The organism is Bacillus sp. KICET-1 (genome assembly GCF_027721405.1).
In the GTDB taxonomy this organism is placed as follows: Bacteria; Bacillota; Bacilli; order Bacillales; family Bacillaceae; genus Bacillus; species Bacillus velezensis.
Genome location: NZ_CP113515.1, coordinates 3753837 through 3772840, shown reverse-complemented (window position 1 = coordinate 3772840; position 19004 = coordinate 3753837). Strand labels below are relative to the sequence as shown.

Here is a 19004-nt window from a genome sequence, read left to right as displayed (position 1 = left end):
TTTTTATCTTAATAAGGAGGAATTAAATGTTTGTATTAAATAAAAAAACAGGGCTCACTTGGAATGTTGAAGGTGAGTTATTAGAAAGGCTTTTAAAGTCGCCAAATTATGAAATTGTTGAATCAAAAGAAAAACCAGTAAGAAAACCTCGGCCAAAGAAGGGTTCAGAATAATGGATAAAACAATAACCCTAAAAATCCTCTTAGATATTGATCGAGACGATACCAGCAATGATGAAATATTGAGCCTGTACTTATTAAGTGCAGAAAATTTTATAAAGAACTATTGTGACGTTGAAAGCGTTCCAAGTGAGTTGGATATTGTGCATTTACATATCGCTGTTTTTCAGTATCGTCAAAATGGGTTTGAAGCTGTTACTGCTGAGAAGATAGGTAACATTAGTCAGACTTTTAAGAGCTCAATGCCAAACCATATTATCGAAGAATTAGATAAATTCATTAGAAATACAAAATACGTGAAGTTTTTTTAAGGTGACAATAATGAAATACAAAGACCTTTATTATTTAATTCAGGTTAAAAGGGTGAAGACAGGCAAAAAGACTGATTGGGGAACAGACATATATGAGGATCAAGAAACTCTAGTTCCATACAAATGTTCTTTTCAGCCTTATGTTGAATCAATTAGTTCTCCAACTGCGGTAGGAAGAATAACTGACATAACCAATATGATCTTCTGCCCGCCTAATGAAAAGCTAGAGAAAGGCGTTAAAGTCGTTCATAAAGGAAAAGAATACGAGGTTCTTTACCCACCCAGAGACTGGGGAAGACATTATGAGGTGTTCGTTAACTATATAGGCGCACACAAGTCCACTAAGTAAACAAACGAAGTGCTTTAAATTTTGAGGCACTTCTTTTTTTTATTTGTAGAAAAATTACTAAGGAAGTGAAAGAACAAGTGTCTCAAAATTTAAAAATTGTATTAACTCCTGTGGCTGACACATCAACTAAGACAGTTCAGCAATTAAATAAAGATATATCCACACTTCAAAATAAAATCAATCCATTGAATCTCAAAGTAAGCTTTGACGACAAAGTTCTTAGAACGCTTGAGAGGTTTTCAAATGCTTTTAAGCAAAGTGAAGAGGCGTTAAAACACCTTAATCAGACAGTCAAAGAAAATATTACTGAGACTAAAAATGCAGATGGTTCTATCACTAGGCTTACACAGCAGTATAAGCGGAGTGGTGAAATCCATGAGAAAACTCGGACAATCATAGACAACTCAACAAAGAGTTTGGAACGGGAATCAAAAGCAGCAAGTAAGCTCGTACAGCAAATGGAGCGTCTTGGCCAAGCTCAAAAGAAAGTAACGAAACAAGATGCAACTGGTCGTGTCACTGGAACAGTGACTAAATATAGAGATGAGTTTAAAGATGTTACCCATAGCACAGATAGACACGGGGCAACTTTAGCTGTTAAAACCACAGAAAACTTTGACCAGCAACAAAAGGCAATAGATAAACTAAACCAAAAATTAGAGCAGCTTAGACAAAAAGGCCAACTATCCTCAACAGTCCTCAATAGACTATCCAGTTCAATTAACGCCGCAAGAACAACCTCTCAAATAGATCAGATCGCTAACAGAATGAAACGCTTGGATGACTCTGCAGCATTAAAAGCTAGAACTAAAGAGTTAGAACATCAATTAAGCCTGTATCAGAGACAAGCTAAATTAAATGTTAAATCTTTGACGGATAGGTATGGAACATCTATCAGTCCTGAGAACTCCAGAGCATTGCAAAACTATATTAATTCTGTGAATCAGCTCAATGTAAAGACACCAAATATTACTAGGCAGATGCAAAGTCTTAGTATGCAGTTTAGAGAGATTCAATCTAATGCAAGCTCATCTTCAAGACAAGTATCTAGTTTTGGTGAGAAATTAAAACAAGCTTTTACAGGAATGCCTGCTTACATGCTAGCCGGTTCTGCTTTATTTGGTGGGGTTACTGCTCTTAAATCAATAGTTTCTCAGGTTGTTGAAATTGATACGCTCATGACAAACATTCGTCGTGTAATGGATGCACCAGACTACAAATTTAATGAGCTTCTTCAAACGTCCATTGAATTAGGGGATTCCCTATCAAATAAAATCTCAGATATTCTTCAAATGACTGGTGATTTTGGACGTATGGGTTTTGATGAAAGTGAACTCTCCACTTTAACAAAAACTGCACAAGTCCTTCAGAACGTCTCCGATTTGACCCCAGATGACACTGTAAATACATTAACTGCCGCAATGCTGAATTTCAATATCGCCGCCAACGATTCTATCTCAATCGCAGATAAGCTTAATGAAGTCGATAACAACTATGCTGTAACTACAATGGATCTGGCTAACAGTATTAGAAAAGCAGGTTCAACAGCTTCAACATTTGGTGTTGAATTGAATGATTTAATTGGATACACCACTGCCATCGCAAGTACCACTCGTGAATCTGGGAATGTGGTTGGTAACTCATTAAAGACGATTTTTGCACGTATCGGGAATAACGAAAGCTCAATTAAAGCTTTAGACCAGATCGGAATTTCTGTAAAGACTGCTGGTGGAGAAGCTAAGTCAGCAAGCGAGCTGATTAATGAGGTAGCAGCCAAATGGGATACGTTAACTGATGCCCAAAAACAAAATACCTCTATTGGCGTTGCAAACATCCATCAATTGTCTCGATTTAATGCCTTAATGAACAACTTTTCCATATCACAAAACGCAGCCACCACTGCGGCTAATTCCACAGGGAGTGCCTGGAGCGAGCAACAGAAATACGCAGATAGCTTACAAGCAAGATTAAATAAACTTCAAAATAAGTTCACTGAATTAGCTGTAGCTTCAGGAGATGCATTTATAAGTGATGGTTTAATTAATGCTGTATCTGTAGTTGGGGATCTTCTGAAAGCTGTCACTTCAGCTGTAAAGGGTATCGGATTCCTTCCAATTGCTTTTATGACAGCAAACTTTGCTTTAGTTGGCTTTAATAAGAATATGCGTCTGCTTCAAACAGCAATGATTTTTGGGGCGAATTCTTTAACTGAAGCCCAAAGAGCAACAATTGGGATAGAAGCGGGAATGACAAGAGCTACAATTGCTACAAGGTCATTTACTGTTGCTTGGAGAGGTATGTTGGCATCTACAGTAGTAGGTGTTGCCTTTGCTGGTATAGGTTTTGCTTTAGAAAAAATAATTACAGCATTCGCTGATGCAAAGAAAGCAAAAGAAGACTTTGAACAAAATCAGCAAACCAATGTTGAAGCAATTACAACCAACAAAGACTCGACAGACAAATTGATCAAACAGTATAAGGAGCTTCAAAAAGCTAAAGATTCCAGAACCCTTACTTCTGATGAAGAACAGGAATACCTTCAGGTTACACAACAATTAGCACAATCGTTTCCGGCTTTAATTAAAGGCTATGATTCTCAAGGTAATGCAATTCTAAAGAGTAATAAGGCTTTAGAAGAGGCTATTAAGAATACCAAAGAATATCTTGAGCTCAAAAAGACAGAGACAAAAGACGGTGCTAAAAAGACGTTCGAAGACGCTTCAAAAGGAATCGAAAAGTCTAAGGAAGAACTGAAGCAGTATGAGAAGATGGCCAAGGAATATTCAAAAGGAAAGAATTTCTGGTCTTTCTTTGAAAGTCCTTTTTCAGATGAAAATGATTATAAGTTGGAAGCTGATAAAGCACAGCTGAATATAAATCGGGTACAAAAGGATATCTCTAGCGGTAATGCAAAAGTTAGGGACAGCGTACTATCCATTGCCGAAGCTTACAGTAAAATTGATATTAGTAATACGTTAAAGGCAAGTATCAATGACATTGTAGGTAAACTCACTTTAAAAGATAATTTGAATCCTGATGATCTCGATAAATTCTCTTCAGCACTGGGTAAACTCCAAGAGAAAATGCAATCAGCGTTGAATTCAAATGATGAAAAAGCATTTGATAACGCAAAAAAAGACCTGCAAACCCTTTTAGAGACCTATGCTGACTCTGGTTCATCAATTGATGTCTTTAAGTTGAGCTTTGATAAGGCACAAAAGAACATTAAAGATGGCGACAAAGCCGTTTCTTCTGTTAAATCAGAAGTTGGTGATTTAGGTGAAACACTTGCTGAGGCAGGTAATGAAGCTGAAGATTTTAGTCAAAAACTAAAAAAAGCGCTTGATACAAATGATATCAATCAGATTAAGGATCTTATTAAAGAACTCTCAGAAGGAATAAAATTTGGCTCTGTTCAAGATATCCTTAATGGAGATGTTTTTAATAACACCAAAGAACAAGTTGCGCCTTTAAATGAGCTTTTAGAAAAGATGGCTGAAGGAAAGAGCATTTCTGCCAATGAAGCTAATGCTCTAATCCAAAAAGATAAAGAATTAGCCAAAGCAATAAGTTATGAAAATGGTGTTATAAAGGTTAACCGAGATGAAGTAATTCGTCAGCGAAAAGTTAAACTTGATGCGTATGATGACATGGTTCGATATAGCAATCACCTAATGAAAACCGAGGTTAACAACGCTATTAAGACCTTAAACGCTGATACGTTAAGGATTGACAGCCTTAGAAAGCTACGAAGAGAGCGTAAACTTGATATATCCGAAGCAGAATTGTCTCAGCTCGAAGTTAAATCAATTAATAATGTAGCTGATGCGAAGAAAGAATTACATAAGATTGAAGAAAAAATGTTGCAACCTGGTGGATTTTCTAACAGCCAAATCTCTGCAATGGATAGCGTTAGAGCTGCTCTTAAATCCTACATCTCAGCATCTGAAGAAGCTACATCTACTCAGGAAACAAACAAACAAGCGTTAATTGAATCTGGAACTTCCCTTGAAAAATGGACAGACGAGCAAGAGAAAGCTAATGAAGAAACCAAAACATCTACTTATGTAACTGATAAGTATAAAGAGGCTTTAGAAAAGGTATCATCTGTAATTGACGAACAAAACAAGAAGTTAAACGACTATGCAAAATGGTCTCAAAAATACAGAAATAACCTAAAGAAAGAAATCAAAGAACTCCAACAAAAGAAAAAGCTTATGCAGGAGCAAGCCAAACTCCTCAAGGATCAAATTAAGTCAGGGAACATTACACAATACGGTATTGTTACCTCTTCCCTTTCCTCTGGATCATCTTCCGGTGGTTCTTATTCTTCCGGTGGCGGGTCTTACTCCGGTAAATACTCCAGCTACATTAATTCTGCCGCAAGCAAATACGGTGTTGATCCAGCTCTAATTGCAGCTGTAATCCAACAAGAATCAGGATTCAATGCAAGAGCTCGTTCTGGAGCCGGAGCTGCTGGTTTGATGCAGCTGATGCCATCCACAGCTAAGAGTTTAGGTGTAAACAATGTTTATGATCCTTATCAGAGCATTATGGGTGGCACGAAATATTTAGCCCAACAACTAAGCAAATTTGGTGGCAATGTAGAGAAAGCACTTGCTGCTTATAACGCAGGGCCTGGTAATGTAATTAAATATGGTGGAGTCCCTCCCTTCAAAGAAACACAGAATTATGTTCAGAAGATCATGTCAAATTACACCAAGTCAATGACTTCTGCTAATTCCTCTATTGCAAGCTACTACACGAAGAACAGTGCGTTTAGAATAAGTTCTAAGTATGGTGCACAAGATGGCGCTTACCGATCAACTCCACATAAAGGTATCGACTTCGCAGCAAAAGCTGGAACCGCAATTAAATCGGTTCAGAGTGGAAAAGTCCAAATTGCTGGTTATAGTAAAACTGCCGGTAACTGGGTTGTCATTCAGCAGGATGATGGAAAAGTTGCTAAGTATATGCATATGCTTGATACCCCTTCTGTTAAAGCCGGTCAAACTGTTAAAGCTGGACAGACCATCGGTAAAGTTGGCAGTACGGGTAATTCAACAGGAAATCACCTTCATCTTCAAATTGAGGAAAACGGAAAGACGGTTGACCCTGAGAAGTATTTAAAAGGTGTCGGTACATCTATTTCAGATGCATCTCAAGCTGAAGCAGAACGACAGCAAGCAATAGCGCAAGCTAAATCCGACCTCCTCTCCCTCCAAGGTGATATCAGTTCTGTTGGAGAACAAATAGAAGAGCTTCAATACGAAATTGTGCAGTCAAAGCTTGATGAGTTTGATAAGCGTATTGGTGATTTTGATTTAGCAATTGCCAAGAACCAAGCCTTAGCAAGTCATTATCTGTCAGACAGTAAACAGTTTAGAAAGTATACTGCAGAACAGAAAAAAGCAATGACTGAACAGCAAAAGATTCAGAGTCAAAAGGTTTCATGGATACAAAAAGAAATTTCAGCCAATAAAAATTTGAATTCTGCCCAAAAAGCTCAACTTAAAGAAGAGCTGAAGCAAGCTAAAATAGACCTTATCAACTTTCAAGAGCAAGTAAGGGAATTGCAAGGGCAAATAGTTCAATCTAAAGTAGATGAAACTTTAAAGTCAATACAAAAATCATCAAACAAGACTGAATCCAAGATCAAAGACGTTGACAATAAAATATCAATGACTGAAAAAGACAAGGATTAGTCAGCAAGTCAAATTAGTACAGCAACAACAGGCTGAGGCCAAAAAATACATCAAGCAATTAGAGGAACAGAAAAAAGCAGCAAAGGGATTTCCGGAAATACAAGAGCAGATTACGAATGAGATCGAAAATTGGAAAGATAAGCAGAAAGATTTTAATCTGGAGCTTTATAACACCAAGAAGTCGATCAAGGACATCTATAAATCCCTTGCTGATGAAGTTGTCTCCATCTACAAAGAGATGTACGAAAAGATGCGTGATATTGAATTAAAAGCGCATCAAAAAGCTACGCAAGACTTGATTGATGAGATTGATAAAACTGATGATGAAGCTAAATACCAAAAAGAGCTCAAAGAAAAGAATCAGGCTATTCAGGAAACCAAAGATAAACTAAACAAACTATCCCTTAATGACTCTGATGAAGCAAAATCACAGGTTAGAGACTTGGAAAAGCAACTACAAGAACAGCAAGAAGCATTAGATGAATTTCTTAAAGATCGTAGCAATACGAAACGTAAGGAAGCACTTCAAGACCAACTTGAAAAAGATCAGGATGCCATAAATGACAAGTATGATAACCTGACAAATGATGAGAGAGAGTTCAAGAAAATTGAAGACAAACTCATGAACGGTAAAATCACTGACATCTCCAAGCAGCTTAATGAATTCTCTAAATTCATTAACAGCAATATGGAGTCCATCGGTAAGAGTATTTCTAATAACCTGATTGACAAGCTTAAAGAAGCTTCTAATGCCTTAAATACCGTTGTCAAAGGCAATACCACCGGTCAAAAGGTTGCTAGGTTTAAAACTGGAGGGCATGTAGGTAAGCTACCAGCGGCGGGTGCTCTCGCAGTAGTGGATAGCGGAGAACTCATCTTAAATGAGTCAGACACCAAAAACATGCTTAAAGCAGTAGACACTGTACGTGAATTGTCGGAAAAAGATTTAAATGGTGCCCCTTCTGCAAAGCCTGATTTAAGTAAGTATAAAGATTTCCTTAGTGATGTTTCGTTTGCTGGTGGTAAGTTTGGAATACCAAGTTTAAGTGCGAACGTTAAAACAAACGTTCCAGATTCTCTTGTTAGCAACAAAACAGAGACTTCTACAGTAAACAACGACTTTAACTTTACAGTAACCATTAAAGAAACTGGGAATCCTCAGAAAGCTGTTGATTTAATGTACAAGCAATTTACAAATGGCCTCAAAAACAAGGGGTTAAATTTCAACAACTCATGAGCCAGTATACATGCTGGCTCTATATAAAGCAGGAAACGCAACTGTTAAAAATTATGTAAAGCTCGAATTTTCAATTACAGAAGTCAGCAATGCAAAAGAGACAGCGAATATGGTGTTCAAGTAAATCACAAATAGTCCGAAAAAAAGGACTTAATTTTAATATTGGGTAACAGTGGTGTACTTCCAGTTCATTTTTCGAGTGGGAAGTACACCCTTTTTTGTCAAGCCATACTTTTGCCACTTATAAGTGAGGGTTTAAGAGCTTTTTGGAGCATTAACTGCATAAAACAAGCATAAGATAGCAAAAATAGGGGAAAAGGGTACTGAGAAGTGGAAAAAACTTGTTTATGATGCCTGATTGTATTACACTTATTGTACATTCACCGAACGCACAATGTGATTGTATAATAAGCAATCATTTTTGTGAGGTGTTTAGATGGATCGGAAAAAGGAGGATGAGAATATGGCTATTAATCATATGACAATTCCTAAAACTCAATCTGAGGCAATGAAGAACATTAGGCGTATTATGCAAAATAAGATGAAGGAAAATCGAATTTCTTACCAACAAGTAGTGAGATCTATCGAAGATGCGAAGAATGGGAGATAAAATTGTAGCAGATACATGCGTTTTTATAGAGAGTATATTTGGTGCTGAAGGAAATGATAGCGAAATATTTTTTGCAAGCCTTGAGCATAACGATGCAAGGCTTGTTTTTTCGAGAGAAATTATTGGTGAATTAATGTATATTTTAAAAAAGAAGTGTAATGACTTTTCTCTATCGGAAGAAGAAACTAAAGAAGTGTTGGATAATATAACTGCAATGTTCCAACTGGGCAAATCTGTGAACACTAAGTTTATGAGAGTTAAAGTTCCAAGAGTAAAAGATCCTGAAGACCAAATGTTCGTAATAGCTGCGTATGCTGCTGATGCGTCACATTTAGTAACTTTAGATAAAAAAAGCGGAATGTTAGATTTGAAGCATGTCCCTTTTATTTGTTGCACACCCGGTGAATATACTAATAATAATGATGAGCAGATTATCTCTTGAAAGTTCTACATAACACAGAAGAAGACTACCGAACTGGATCGATGGTCTTTTTGTGTTTTATGAAACTGCTAAGTGTGATCCACCTATAAGTATGCAGTTATGGTATGAAGTTATAGTTGAAATGTAATGACAAGCCTCCCTGGTAATTTAACATACAGAATTATTAAACGAACTTGGGTTTATAACAGGCTTACATCTGGGAAGCATATAGGCATGTACAATAAACAGGCGTATCCTTATTGGATACGTCTTTTTTTTGTTGGAATAGCGAGTGAAATAACCGATAATAAGTAAAGATGGGAAGGGGAGGTTAATTTGTCAAAAAAGAAGATCATACTTCTAATATCAACACTTAGTGTTGTGGTAGTTGGTATTATTCTAGCTATAACAATTCCGATGTACATAAACAGATTGGACACCAGTAATTTAGACACAATTGCTGAGAAAGTGGGAAATGATAAGGGAGTTAAGAAAAACTTTAATCAGGTGTGGATGTCTAAAACCGATAAATCTAATGATAAAGTATATGACTTAGTTTTAGCAGCCAAGCCATCTTTCACCCAGTTATCGGATAAAGAAAAGTTACTTACAGTGGGTGAAGTAATGGAAATTACGCAGAAAAACTCCAACTTGAATAAAATAGACTGTGGGAAAGACAAGGTTTGTTCGATAGCTCATATTTTTGTTCACCCGGATAAACACGATAAGGTACTTAGATATGAAGTTGATTATGATCCATTAAATACCCCTGAAGAAAACACTTTACTAATAAAAGATCGTGTAGATGATAATCCTGAATCAACTGGTTTCCAAAGAAGAGAAGTTACATACAGCGAAAATGATGATGAACAGTCTGAAGATGAAGAATATCAGGAAAAGAAAATTGCTATTGGCATGACCAAGCAGGAAGTTATCCAACTTAAAGATTGGGGCAGGCCTATGTCTATTCATAAGACAACGACAGCATCAGGAATAAACGAACAATGGGTTTACGGCAGCAGATACCTATATTTCGATAATGGAGTATTAACAACAATACAAGAATAAAACAGCTCTATCCTTAACCGGATAGGGCTTTTTCTTTCGGACATTTGAGCCTAATCTAAACATAGACCACACAATAAATAAACCCCTCACAAATAACTGTGAAGGGGTTTATTTAATACTCACATACTTTATCTTCGCACTCAGGCTTCTCGGTTGCATCCACAGTGAAAGATATGACTTTGTCATTACCTTTATCATAGATTCCCCATATTTCTTTTTTCTTATTTCCATTAAGGTAACCGTTGATTTCAATACCGCCCATTGGATTAATCTCATAATCATCAGTGTAATCAATTTGTTCAATATCTTTATAGTTTGTTTTAATAAAGTCAGTCATTCTTTTTTTAGCCAAAGAGTACAACTCTTCCTTTTGCTGAGTTTCTTGGGCTTCCATTTTTTTGTCGTGTTGTTCCTTCATAAATATCCCTCCAAGTGTTATAATAACCAGAGCTATAAGGATAATTATGTATTTTTTCATAAAACCATCCTTTCTGTCTTACATTTTACATGAGTGAAGGGGTATTGTACATGAATACAAAGACTGACATACCTAATTTATCAGATGAAGACTATTTTTCTCTTAGTCAAAATACATACAGTGAAAAGAAAATGAAAAAAGCCTATGAGAATAAGACACCACTTGTAAATGATTCAAAAAAGGCTTTTTACGTAGATAAAATCAAAAAAGATCCAGATACAGGGCTAGATGTATACGTCTTTGTTCAAGCCAAGAAAAAAGAAGGTAAATGGGTAAAACCAAAAGAACCAGAAAATGTTGTTGTAGGTTTTCAAGGAACAAACCAGGAACAAATTAAAGCTGACGTTATAAGTGCAGATGGCGGCAACGTAGTAATGGGTAAAGACCCGAAAAAGAAAGTCCAATACATAATGAAAAAAGATGCATCTGAAAACTCTAAAGCTATTGCCAAGTATAACGGCAGTATGGAACAAGCAATGATGATTAAGAGCGGAGAATACAAAATTGTCACTAAGACATCTCAATTTGATCAAGGTGATAAGATTGTTGCCAATGAAGTGAAAAAGTATGCTGGCACTAACACAGTGATTTCGACAACAGGTCACTCACTTGGAGGGGCAGATGCGGAATACGCTGGTGTAAACAATAGCGTTTACAGTGTAGCTTTTAACAACCCTTCCATTGTTAAGCTGCATGATGATGAAACACAAAAGAAAATCAGAAATGGCGAATTTGATTTGTATCATAAAGCAATCATTAATCCTGATGATATGGTGGGTTCAGGTTGGTTTTTAGAATACGACAGACACAACGGAACAACGATATACACGAAAGACCCAAGCATCGCACGTCAAGATCGCGCTAACCGGCTCAATACATCTTTGGGCATTACTGGTATTTTAGGAAGTCTTATTACTTCATTCTATGGCCAAGCATTCGCTAAAAATCCTGATACTCATAGTATGATTGACGCTAACTTTAAATTTGATAAGAATGGTAATATCCAGAGTGTCGATGGCAGCAACGGTGTTTATAACCAGAATATCGAATCGTTCTCATCTTATTCAGGTATGAATGGGCAAACCATTAAAGTGGATGCTAAGTATGCAAAAGAACTGGCTAAACGATTACAGGCAGCTATCGAAGACTTAAAAACAAAGAAACAAGCAATTGAACGATTCCCTCATGATCACAGCAAAATGGTTTATGACGTAAAATCTATTTGCGGAAAGAGATTAGGAGAATTTAAGGATCTAGATCCAAGCGATGTTGATAAAGCTGTATTGTTTCACGCACCTTATGTGAAAGATGGGGCAACATTTTATGACTCAGAAGAACATTATCAGACTGAGGCTTCTCTTCATTATTTAATTAGAGATTTAGAGGATATTAGTGAGTTCATTGTTAAAATGGCTGAAGATCTAAAAGATAAGGATGATGAATTAGCAAGCTGGTTACGGTTGTAAGGGGGGATTTAAATTGCCATATGGAGTTAATATGGATGCAGATGAGTTTTACAGACGGTTACAACAGAATGAGGAATTAAAAAAAATTGTGGGTTCAAGTTTAAAATCTCATTGTCAGAGCCTAAAAGAAGACATAAAAAACGCATCAGACTTTTCTTCAGCACAACAGGTTATAGCTGAAGTGTATATTGCTTTACTCTCTTCATTTGAAGGTAAAGCTAAAGAAGCATTAGTACAAAGGCTTAATGAAAATGCAACAATGCTTACCAATGCCACTGAGAACAGAAGTGCTTTTCTGAGAAGTATTAAGACTAAATAGTTAAAATAACCCCTTCACAAATGGGACTGACCCCATAAGATGAGACAAACAAAAAACACCTTCAAGTTTGAAAACGGATGATTGTTAGCCGAAATTAGACTTGGAGGTGTTTTTTCTATGGGGACAAGAGTGAGTTATCCGGTTGAAGTGAAACAGAAGGCTGTAGAAATGAGATTGGCAGGCGTGCCTATGAAAGAGATCATGCAGGAATTGAATATTAAGAATAAGACACAGGTTCAGACATGGGTTAGATGGCATAAGACTGGGGATACACATCGATTCGAACAGCCTGTCGGAAAGCAATACACTTACGGAAAAGGCCCGGAGTATTCTTCCGAATTAGAGAAACTGCAGGCAGAAAATCGTTATCTGAGACAACAGAATGAAGTTTTAAAAAAGTGCAACGAATTGGAAAGGAAGCTGATAGCGAAACGCCAGTCGAGCTTGTAGAAGCATTGCGCGGCACAATGACCATACAGGATATCTGTATTCATTTAGGTATCTCACGAGCATCTTATTATCGTTGGAAGAAGAATCTGATGAAAGATAACCCTAAATACCATTTAGAAAAACAAATCGGCACGTTGTGCCGAGAACACAAGTTTCGATATGGCTATCGGAAAATCACAGCCATATTAAAAAAGGGAATGCGTGTGAATCATAAAACGGTTCAGCGCATTATGCAGAAGAATCAGTGGCAATGCCGGGTTAAGGTGAAAAAGCGCAAGAAAGATGGGCAGCCATATGCCGTGGCCGAGAATATATTGGATCGAAACTTTCAGTCTGAACGCCCTCTGGAAAAGCTAGTAACGGATATCACATATTTGCCTTATGGGCAGAAACAATTGTATCTTTCCAGTATATTGGATTTATACAATGGAGAAGTGATTGCTTTTACAATTGGCGATAGACAGGACACAGACTTTGTCTTACACACACTTGATCAGCTGCCCGCACTGCCAGAGAACTGCGTGTTACATAGTGACCAAGGTTCTGTTTATACATCTTATGAGTATCAGAAAGCTGTTAAAACAAAAGGCATTACCATGAGCATGTCCCGCAAAGGGACGCCCGCTGATAATGCCTCCATCGAATCGTTTCATTCCTCACTAAAGTCTGAAACGTTCTATCTTAACAGCATTGATCGAACTACGACGACCATCGTAGAACGCACTGCCATAGAATACATTCATTATTATAACAATATTCGTATTCAAACGAAACTAAACAGCCAATCGCCGATACAATATCGGCAATTGGCTGTATGAAGGTGTTTTGATCCCTGTCTCAAAAACAGGGGTCAGTCCCAAATTGTGAGGGGCTTTTTTATTGTCATTTGTGGCAATCAGTTTTTCAATCGACTTTCAACATCAAATAATCGCTTATTCAATAGCTCTGTTTTATTATCTACGTTCTGTATGTGTTTAAGGTGAGCCGTAATATCTTTTGGCTGGTTCTCTTCAAGGCGGTCTAACTTAACATTAATCTGATTGAATTCCTTCTTTGTATCTTCTCTGAATTCATTCATTTCCTCTTTAAATTCGTGCATCTCTTTTTTAAATGACTTCAAATCAGAAGCCACGCCATCAATTTTGTTATCAATTTTCTTAATCTCATCTAATATCGCTTGAAGCATGTTGTTTTCCATCCCGTTCACCTCTCCGTACAGTATAACAGCAATCGCAATACTTTTGATTGTCCACATTATGGACAATCGAATATTTCAATGGTTTTGTTTAACGAATTTGAAAAAAATAAAAGCAATACTTTTGCTTAAGACTCTGTATCTTCAACCTCAATTAATTCAACAACATCGTGTAAGTCACACTCAAGATATTCACAAATCTTTATTATTGCTGAAAGGGACACAGGCTCACCTTTAGACATTTTAGCCAAAGTTGCAGATGAAACGTCTACATGGCTTCTAAGGTCAACTTTTTTTAAATCCTTTTTGATAAGAGTAATCTCCATTGGTTTATAACTTGGTCTTAATTTCATAAAGCACCTCAAACGTCCATTTTCTTAATTATAACATATTATTTGTCAATCTGTTTATTTTTAGAACATTTTCTTCAATAAACGCTTGACTTTGTTTTTTAATAGAACTATACTATGTTTAGAAACAAAACAATAAATTAATAAAAGAAACAAATAATCAAATTAATAAACTGAAGGTGAAAAAATGAAACACATAATTATCCGTAGAAGTGATTTGGGTGACTTTCCAGCAATGTTGTTTTACAAGCATTTCGCCGTTTCTGGCGAAGATGGTCAAGTACATTTGTATCAAGTTCTTAAAAGGAAGGATGGGAAATACGACAGCATCCATTCAGTTTTCTTGGCCGAAGACATCAAATACAAAAACCTCAGAAGCTTAACAAATGCAGTAATTGATAAGTTGCTCAGCACACGATTATGGGATGCTCTCATTGACAATAGGGAGCTTGTTACACCGGAAGGCTATCAGATTCTTGATAAAAACAAAACTTACTAAAGGGGATAACGACAATGCAAATTAACCGTCACACTGTAGGAACTAATGTAGCAAGCTTAGGAGCAATCACAAACGAAGAGCGTATCGAGGAAATGACGAATCATTTCAATTACTTCAGAGGGAAGATGTTCGAAGAAGAAAACAACTTCATTGAAACATACGACGATGGAAAGCCTAAAAAGCGTTTCAAAATCTTCACAGATATGACAATACCTGTTTGTGTTGAACTTGATGCGGAGGATGAACAAGATGCAATTGAAGCGTTAGAACAGACAGGAGAAATGGGCGTTGATTTCCCTCATATCATGTTGGATATGGGGGGAGGTAAAACAGTTATCCCAACTGTCACAAACAATGTGTTTTACATAGATGAAGATTCATATGCAGAAGAAGTGGAAGACCATGAATAAAACAGAATTACATAATGAACGTTTCTGTCAGGTTGTATTTGGGGGATTGATCGTAGTTGTACCAGCTTTAAGCATATTGTGCATAGCGTGGTTTGGATGATTAGGAAGAGTGTCACCAGCACTCTCCTAATCTGATGGGTTAGTACACTCCCATTGTATTTAAACATAACAATTTAATCAAGGGGATAACTGAAATGAAAAACACATATACCACTTATGAATTTAAAGCATATGATAGGCGAAATAAATTGCTAAAAGAAAGGTTTACATGCAATTACAAAGATCATCTTTATTCAATCATAGAGTGGATTATCAAGAAATGTCCTACCGTTGATGTGATTGAATGTATGGTATCTGAAGTCAGTGAGCTTGCTTTCTGTAAGAGTGAGTATGTCGATATCTTCACGGTGTGGAAAGCAGACGATTGAATAGACAGTGAGGACGGGGAGAGGTATTCCCTGTCCTCTGCAGACCCTGTATTACTACAATCGGATTATTATCAAGGGGGTAGCGTTTTGCGAGCCCCTTAAAACTGAATACAGTCAGTCTATGCTCCTGAATTAAGGTGTTGTCTTTAGTGATGCCTTTTTTCGAAGGCTCCAATATGGCGCCATCGCCACAAGTGGCAACGAAAGAGACTGCCGTGGAATGCTCTAACACACGTAAAACTTGACAGGGTAGTGACTCAGCCGACGCAAAAAATGAGGATAGGATGCCTTCTGTGTTTCCCTATTTACACATGCATCTGAAAGGCGAAAGCTGCCATTAAGTGCTGACGAAGGAAGGGTGTATCGTTTCTGACGATGCAGGACAAGCCACAAGTATCAGGGCTCAGATTAGAGCTTTGAGAACCTGTTAGGGACACTTGACACAGTAGGCTTGTTTGGGGAATAACCAACGGCAAATAGGGTGAACACACGGATACCACAAGTGGATATACAATCAAGTTTCAGTCGCCTGCCTGAGTTTGTTTATTTTTTTTACAAGCAAATTCAGGCAGACAACTTGTCCAGCCGTTGTCCACAGTCTCAACCAATCAAGCAAAAAATTAAAAGAAAAGTCAAGACAAATAACAAAAGTTTTGACGATGAATGGAGGTTAAAGCGATTGAAAGTGACTGTAACCAAAAAGGAGCATGAGGACTTAGAAATGTTTCTCAAGATGATGGGAGATAAGACGTTAACAATATCCCAACGAAGACAGGCGAGAATACGGTACAATATGATCTACAACTGAGCGAAAAGAAGAACGCTGCTGAATGAGTATAAGGGGAGTTTGTGAGTTTTTAAAAATAATAATCTTAGCCAATAAAAGAAGAAGCAAGTATAACCTGCTTCTTCTCAACCACTTTAATTTAGTTAACATTGTATTCAAGAGTTCCATTGTTTACAGTGATTTTTCCAGAATTGGCGGCACTCACTAGTTTAAAAGTGTATGAACTTCCTTTTTTTCTAAGTGATCTCCAATCAAATGGAACCCACCCAGATGCATTCTTAGCTACACCTTTACCAATGTAAGTTTTTTTATTAGAAGCATACATTCTTACTTCAAATTGTTTAGGTCTATTATTTAATTCTATAGACATAGCACCAGGGTTTTTGAAGGCGTATCCACCTTTTACCCAAATATAGTTTGAGAAAGTCGTCTTACCGAAATCATAATACGAAACACCTTTTTTGGATGCAGCCAATGAAAAGAATTTTGTAGAAGGTGTGCTTGTAGCTTGCTTTTCTTCCGTATAGCTCTCTACACTTACAAGTTTATTGTTTGCATCATAATACTCTACTTGAGCTGAAGCTGGGGTGTTAGTTCCTTTTGATTCTTCTGCACTAGCAGAAATAGGGGTTAGAGAGCCAAAAATCAACAAACCGACAAAGAAAGTTAAAAATAAAGCTTTTTTCAATGTTTTTACCTCCATATGTAGTTATTACGAGGAAATTATACCACATATGTCATATATTATCTATTTGTTTTTCAATGTTTTTAATAGGAAGAAGAGTGATATCAGAACATAAATAAATGAACATATCATTAAAGTGGTAACCACTGGATAGTGTTTAGCAGAGTAAATGAAAAAATCTAATTGAGAAATTTGATCTGGGCTGGTGATTTTATCAACCCCATTAAATAGTTTGGAGAACTTAGCTGTATAGTTCCACTCGAATATATCTGAAGCAAGTTCACTTCCTTGATACCAATTCACAGCAATTAAAGATAGAAAGATCAGAAAAGACAATCCAAGTTGAACAACTAAAAGTATTTTCTTCAAATTTAATGCCTCCAAATCATAACAATTTGTTTTCTATGTTGAAAAGAGAATAGAATTCATTACTTAAAGTCTTGTATACTAATTGATTAACATCCAGAGAAAACCAAGCATTATTTTACCACAATAAAGAATAATAAACAATTTTTAAGGTGTCAAAAGAATCGAAGTAATCTTTCAAACCATAGAGCAAACGGACAAATTGTCTCCTGGATATATTTTAGAAAACGGAAAAGTCCGTTCTCTAAATTTCCGATGAGTAAGTATAGAGCTCGTTCATAATGTGAACGACTAAACAGTATCGTTTGATTGTGCCAAATTGGCACGAACTAATTCAAAACTCAATATGATCAGGCAAAATTTGCGTGATCAACTCTAAAATGATTTTCGGAAATTCCGAAAGGCCAATGCGATCTTGTTACAAATTGTAATAAGAGACAAACTGAGATGCTTGAAGACCTGCCAGTATCTCTAACATATGAAATAGCGGGCTGGAGTCGCATTTCACGACGTCAGAAGCTGGATAGATGTTTTGCCCAGTCAGATATGCCGTCGCAAAATTGCGCTCTCTTTCAAACCTAACTCAATTTGATTTGGGTCAATGCTTTAATCCAAAGTTGGATTTAACGATTTCTTTTACATACCCTCAAGGTGAAGGTATGTTGATGTACACTCCTATAATTCTGAGGGCATGGATGGAGTCCTGTTTTGTTACTCCATAACACATTGTGCTGCGGGTCTTTTTGTGTCACCACGGAGTCACACAAACATTTTAAACTACTTAGAAACAACAAATATCAATCAGGAAACTAAATCCCATGAAGCTTGATATGACAAGGGTTTAGGCGATTTTTTAGGATTGTTAAAGATTATTCAGAATACGTGTCTCGTCCTTGACAGGGTAGAGGTCGCTGGTTCGAGCCCAGTCGGAATCATAGCCGAAACCCTTGCGCAGCAAGGGTTTTTTATTTTTTATTGAAACAGCTCTAGAGGCTTACATTATTCCAGTAAGAAGGGCAAGGAAATGGCATTGATTGCTATTATGCACTGAAAACCAAAAATTCGTCAGACCGTTCCTAATGAGTTCTCCAGATAGTAACTGCGGATCGAAAACAAAGTGAAACTTGAAGCGGTATTAAAGTAATAAAAAGGTCCCTTGAATTTCAAGGGACCTAAAGTTTCAATCATCACTCTTATACCTTTGGGGGATCTTGTCTCTCCAGTCGAGTATAAGTTTTTTGTATTTTACTGTCTCCATGGAGCTTCTATCGTTTTCATTTTCTGTATAAAGGTGTTCTATGACTGTTTGATCTTCTTTTATATATGCAATGGTTGTATTTAGTTGAATCTCATATTCTTCAGAAGAACCATCCAATACATCTTGAATCATTTTCAAGTATTCATCAGCTTCATCTACCGAAACAATGTCTTCAATGAAATCAGAAAAGTATTCTAACTCTGCAGGGAGAACCACTCGTAAGTATCCTAAATGGTCTCTTTTACATTCAAATAATATTCCATAATAAATTCAATCATTCCCTTGGTTTTTTATATAAAGGATATGCAGTAGCTATTGAGCCATCTTTATTAATATACATCTCTACATCTAATACAGCCGATATGGTTTAGCGACTTTTTGTTCATCAGAGAGAAGGTAAAAATCCCATAAAATGTGATTGGGAGAATATAAA

Annotated in this window: 17 protein-coding genes and 1 pseudogene; 12 read left to right on the top strand and 6 right to left on the bottom strand. The window is 36.7% G+C overall.

Annotated elements, in window-relative coordinates; translation table 11 throughout:
• Positions 1-26 precede the first annotated feature (26 nt).
• From OVA33_RS18825 to OVA33_RS18795, 7 genes and pseudogenes are all read left to right on the top strand, one after another.
• The gene (locus OVA33_RS18825; protein WP_014417466.1) at positions 27-173 is read left to right on the top strand and encodes a hypothetical protein; all 147 of its coding nucleotides are present in this window, start codon (positions 27-29) and stop codon (positions 171-173) included.
• Positions 173-490: a head-tail connector protein gene (locus tag OVA33_RS18820; protein ID WP_025649600.1), complete on the top strand. Its 318-nt coding sequence runs from the start codon at positions 173-175 to the stop codon at positions 488-490. Before OVA33_RS18825 ends, OVA33_RS18820 begins: the two co-directional genes overlap by 1 nt.
• A gap of 10 nt (positions 491-500) precedes the next feature.
• Positions 501-839 carry a hypothetical protein gene (locus tag OVA33_RS18815; RefSeq protein WP_025649601.1) on the top strand — a complete coding sequence of 113 codons (339 nt, stop codon included), beginning with the start codon at positions 501-503 and terminating at the stop codon, positions 837-839.
• A 77-nt stretch (positions 840-916) separates the two neighbouring features.
• Positions 917-7781, top strand: a pseudogene (locus tag OVA33_RS18810) (phage tail tape measure protein).
• A gap of 463 nt (positions 7782-8244) precedes the next feature.
• Positions 8245-8391: a hypothetical protein gene (locus tag OVA33_RS18805; protein ID WP_154019386.1), complete on the top strand. Its 147-nt coding sequence runs from the start codon at positions 8245-8247 to the stop codon at positions 8389-8391.
• A complete protein-coding gene (locus OVA33_RS18800) occupies positions 8381-8833 on the top strand; it encodes a putative toxin-antitoxin system toxin component, PIN family (protein WP_025649603.1) in 453 nt (150 codons plus the stop codon). Before OVA33_RS18805 ends, OVA33_RS18800 begins: the two co-directional genes overlap by 11 nt.
• Positions 8834-9148: 315 nt before the next feature.
• Complete coding sequence (locus OVA33_RS18795) at positions 9149-9880, top strand: hypothetical protein (RefSeq protein ID WP_014417468.1); 732 nt, start codon at positions 9149-9151, stop codon at positions 9878-9880.
• 112 nt (positions 9881-9992) lie between these two features.
• Here the strand turns inward: OVA33_RS18795 and OVA33_RS18790 are convergent, their stop codons facing one another.
• Complete coding sequence (locus OVA33_RS18790) at positions 9993-10358, bottom strand: DUF1433 domain-containing protein (protein WP_014417469.1); 366 nt, start codon at positions 10356-10358, stop codon at positions 9993-9995.
• Between the two features lie 50 nt (positions 10359-10408).
• On the opposite strand from OVA33_RS18790, the gene OVA33_RS18785 reads away from it, so the two are divergent.
• From OVA33_RS18785 to OVA33_RS18775, 3 genes are all read left to right on the top strand, one after another.
• Entirely contained in the window at positions 10409-11824 is a 1416-nt protein-coding gene (locus OVA33_RS18785) for a hypothetical protein (RefSeq protein ID WP_014417470.1), read from the top strand.
• 13 nt (positions 11825-11837) lie between these two features.
• The gene (locus tag OVA33_RS18780) at positions 11838-12143 is read left to right on the top strand and encodes a hypothetical protein (protein WP_017417545.1); all 306 of its coding nucleotides are present in this window, start codon (positions 11838-11840) and stop codon (positions 12141-12143) included.
• Positions 12144-12260: 117 nt separating this feature from the next.
• Positions 12261-13411, top strand: a protein-coding gene (locus OVA33_RS18775; RefSeq protein WP_099721935.1) for an IS3 family transposase whose coding sequence is annotated in 2 segments (ribosomal slippage) — positions 12261-12534 and positions 12534-13411 — 1152 coding nt in all. Because the reading frame shifts where the segments join, the coding sequence is not laid out codon by codon here.
• 77 nt (positions 13412-13488) lie between these two features.
• Here the strand turns inward: OVA33_RS18775 and OVA33_RS18770 are convergent.
• On the bottom strand, positions 13489-13791 hold the full coding sequence (locus OVA33_RS18770) for a hypothetical protein (RefSeq protein WP_014417471.1): 303 nt from the start codon (positions 13789-13791) through the stop codon (positions 13489-13491).
• Positions 13792-13916: 125 nt separating this feature from the next.
• Complete coding sequence (locus OVA33_RS18765) at positions 13917-14141, bottom strand: helix-turn-helix domain-containing protein (RefSeq protein ID WP_017417546.1); 225 nt, start codon at positions 14139-14141, stop codon at positions 13917-13919.
• A 184-nt stretch (positions 14142-14325) separates the two neighbouring features.
• On the opposite strand from OVA33_RS18765, the gene OVA33_RS18760 reads away from it, so the two are divergent.
• The gene (locus OVA33_RS18760) at positions 14326-14637 is read left to right on the top strand and encodes a hypothetical protein (RefSeq protein WP_017417547.1); all 312 of its coding nucleotides are present in this window, start codon (positions 14326-14328) and stop codon (positions 14635-14637) included.
• A gap of 14 nt (positions 14638-14651) precedes the next feature.
• The gene (locus OVA33_RS18755) at positions 14652-15047 is read left to right on the top strand and encodes a hypothetical protein (protein ID WP_017417548.1); all 396 of its coding nucleotides are present in this window, start codon (positions 14652-14654) and stop codon (positions 15045-15047) included.
• Between the two features lie 1354 nt (positions 15048-16401).
• Here the strand turns inward: OVA33_RS18755 and OVA33_RS18750 are convergent.
• The 3 genes from OVA33_RS18750 to OVA33_RS18740 all read right to left on the bottom strand — a co-directional run bounded on the left by OVA33_RS18750 (position 16402) and on the right by OVA33_RS18740 (position 18787).
• On the bottom strand, positions 16402-16950 hold the full coding sequence (locus tag OVA33_RS18750; protein ID WP_017417550.1) for a hypothetical protein: 549 nt from the start codon (positions 16948-16950) through the stop codon (positions 16402-16404).
• A gap of 60 nt (positions 16951-17010) precedes the next feature.
• Entirely contained in the window at positions 17011-17316 is a 306-nt protein-coding gene (locus tag OVA33_RS18745; RefSeq protein ID WP_017417551.1) for a YjdJ family protein, read from the bottom strand.
• 1177 nt (positions 17317-18493) lie between these two features.
• Positions 18494-18787, bottom strand: coding sequence for a hypothetical protein (locus tag OVA33_RS18740; RefSeq protein ID WP_017417552.1), 294 nt, complete (start codon positions 18785-18787; stop codon positions 18494-18496).
• Positions 18788-19004: the final 217 nt, after the last annotated feature.

Excerpts from the sequence above, each read along its gene's own strand:
- OVA33_RS18760 (WP_017417547.1), top strand. The coding sequence starts at position 14,326 with ATGAAACACATAATTATCCGTAGAAGTGATTTGGGTGACTTTCCAGCA.
- OVA33_RS18785 (WP_014417470.1), top strand. The coding sequence starts at position 10,409 with ATGAATACAAAGACTGACATACCTAATTTATCAGATGAAGACTATTTT.
- OVA33_RS18805 (WP_154019386.1), top strand. The coding sequence starts at position 8,245 with ATGGCTATTAATCATATGACAATTCCTAAAACTCAATCTGAGGCAATG.
- OVA33_RS18765 (WP_017417546.1), bottom strand. The coding sequence starts at position 14,141 with ATGAAATTAAGACCAAGTTATAAACCAATGGAGATTACTCTTATCAAA.
- OVA33_RS18770 (WP_014417471.1), bottom strand. The coding sequence starts at position 13,791 with ATGGAAAACAACATGCTTCAAGCGATATTAGATGAGATTAAGAAAATT.
- OVA33_RS18825 (WP_014417466.1), top strand. The coding sequence starts at position 27 with ATGTTTGTATTAAATAAAAAAACAGGGCTCACTTGGAATGTTGAAGGT.
- OVA33_RS18800 (WP_025649603.1), top strand. The coding sequence starts at position 8,381 with ATGGGAGATAAAATTGTAGCAGATACATGCGTTTTTATAGAGAGTATA.
- OVA33_RS18820 (WP_025649600.1), top strand. The coding sequence starts at position 173 with ATGGATAAAACAATAACCCTAAAAATCCTCTTAGATATTGATCGAGAC.
- OVA33_RS18790 (WP_014417469.1), bottom strand. The coding sequence starts at position 10,358 with ATGAAAAAATACATAATTATCCTTATAGCTCTGGTTATTATAACACTT.
- OVA33_RS18815 (WP_025649601.1), top strand. The coding sequence starts at position 501 with ATGAAATACAAAGACCTTTATTATTTAATTCAGGTTAAAAGGGTGAAG.
- OVA33_RS18755 (WP_017417548.1), top strand. The coding sequence starts at position 14,652 with ATGCAAATTAACCGTCACACTGTAGGAACTAATGTAGCAAGCTTAGGA.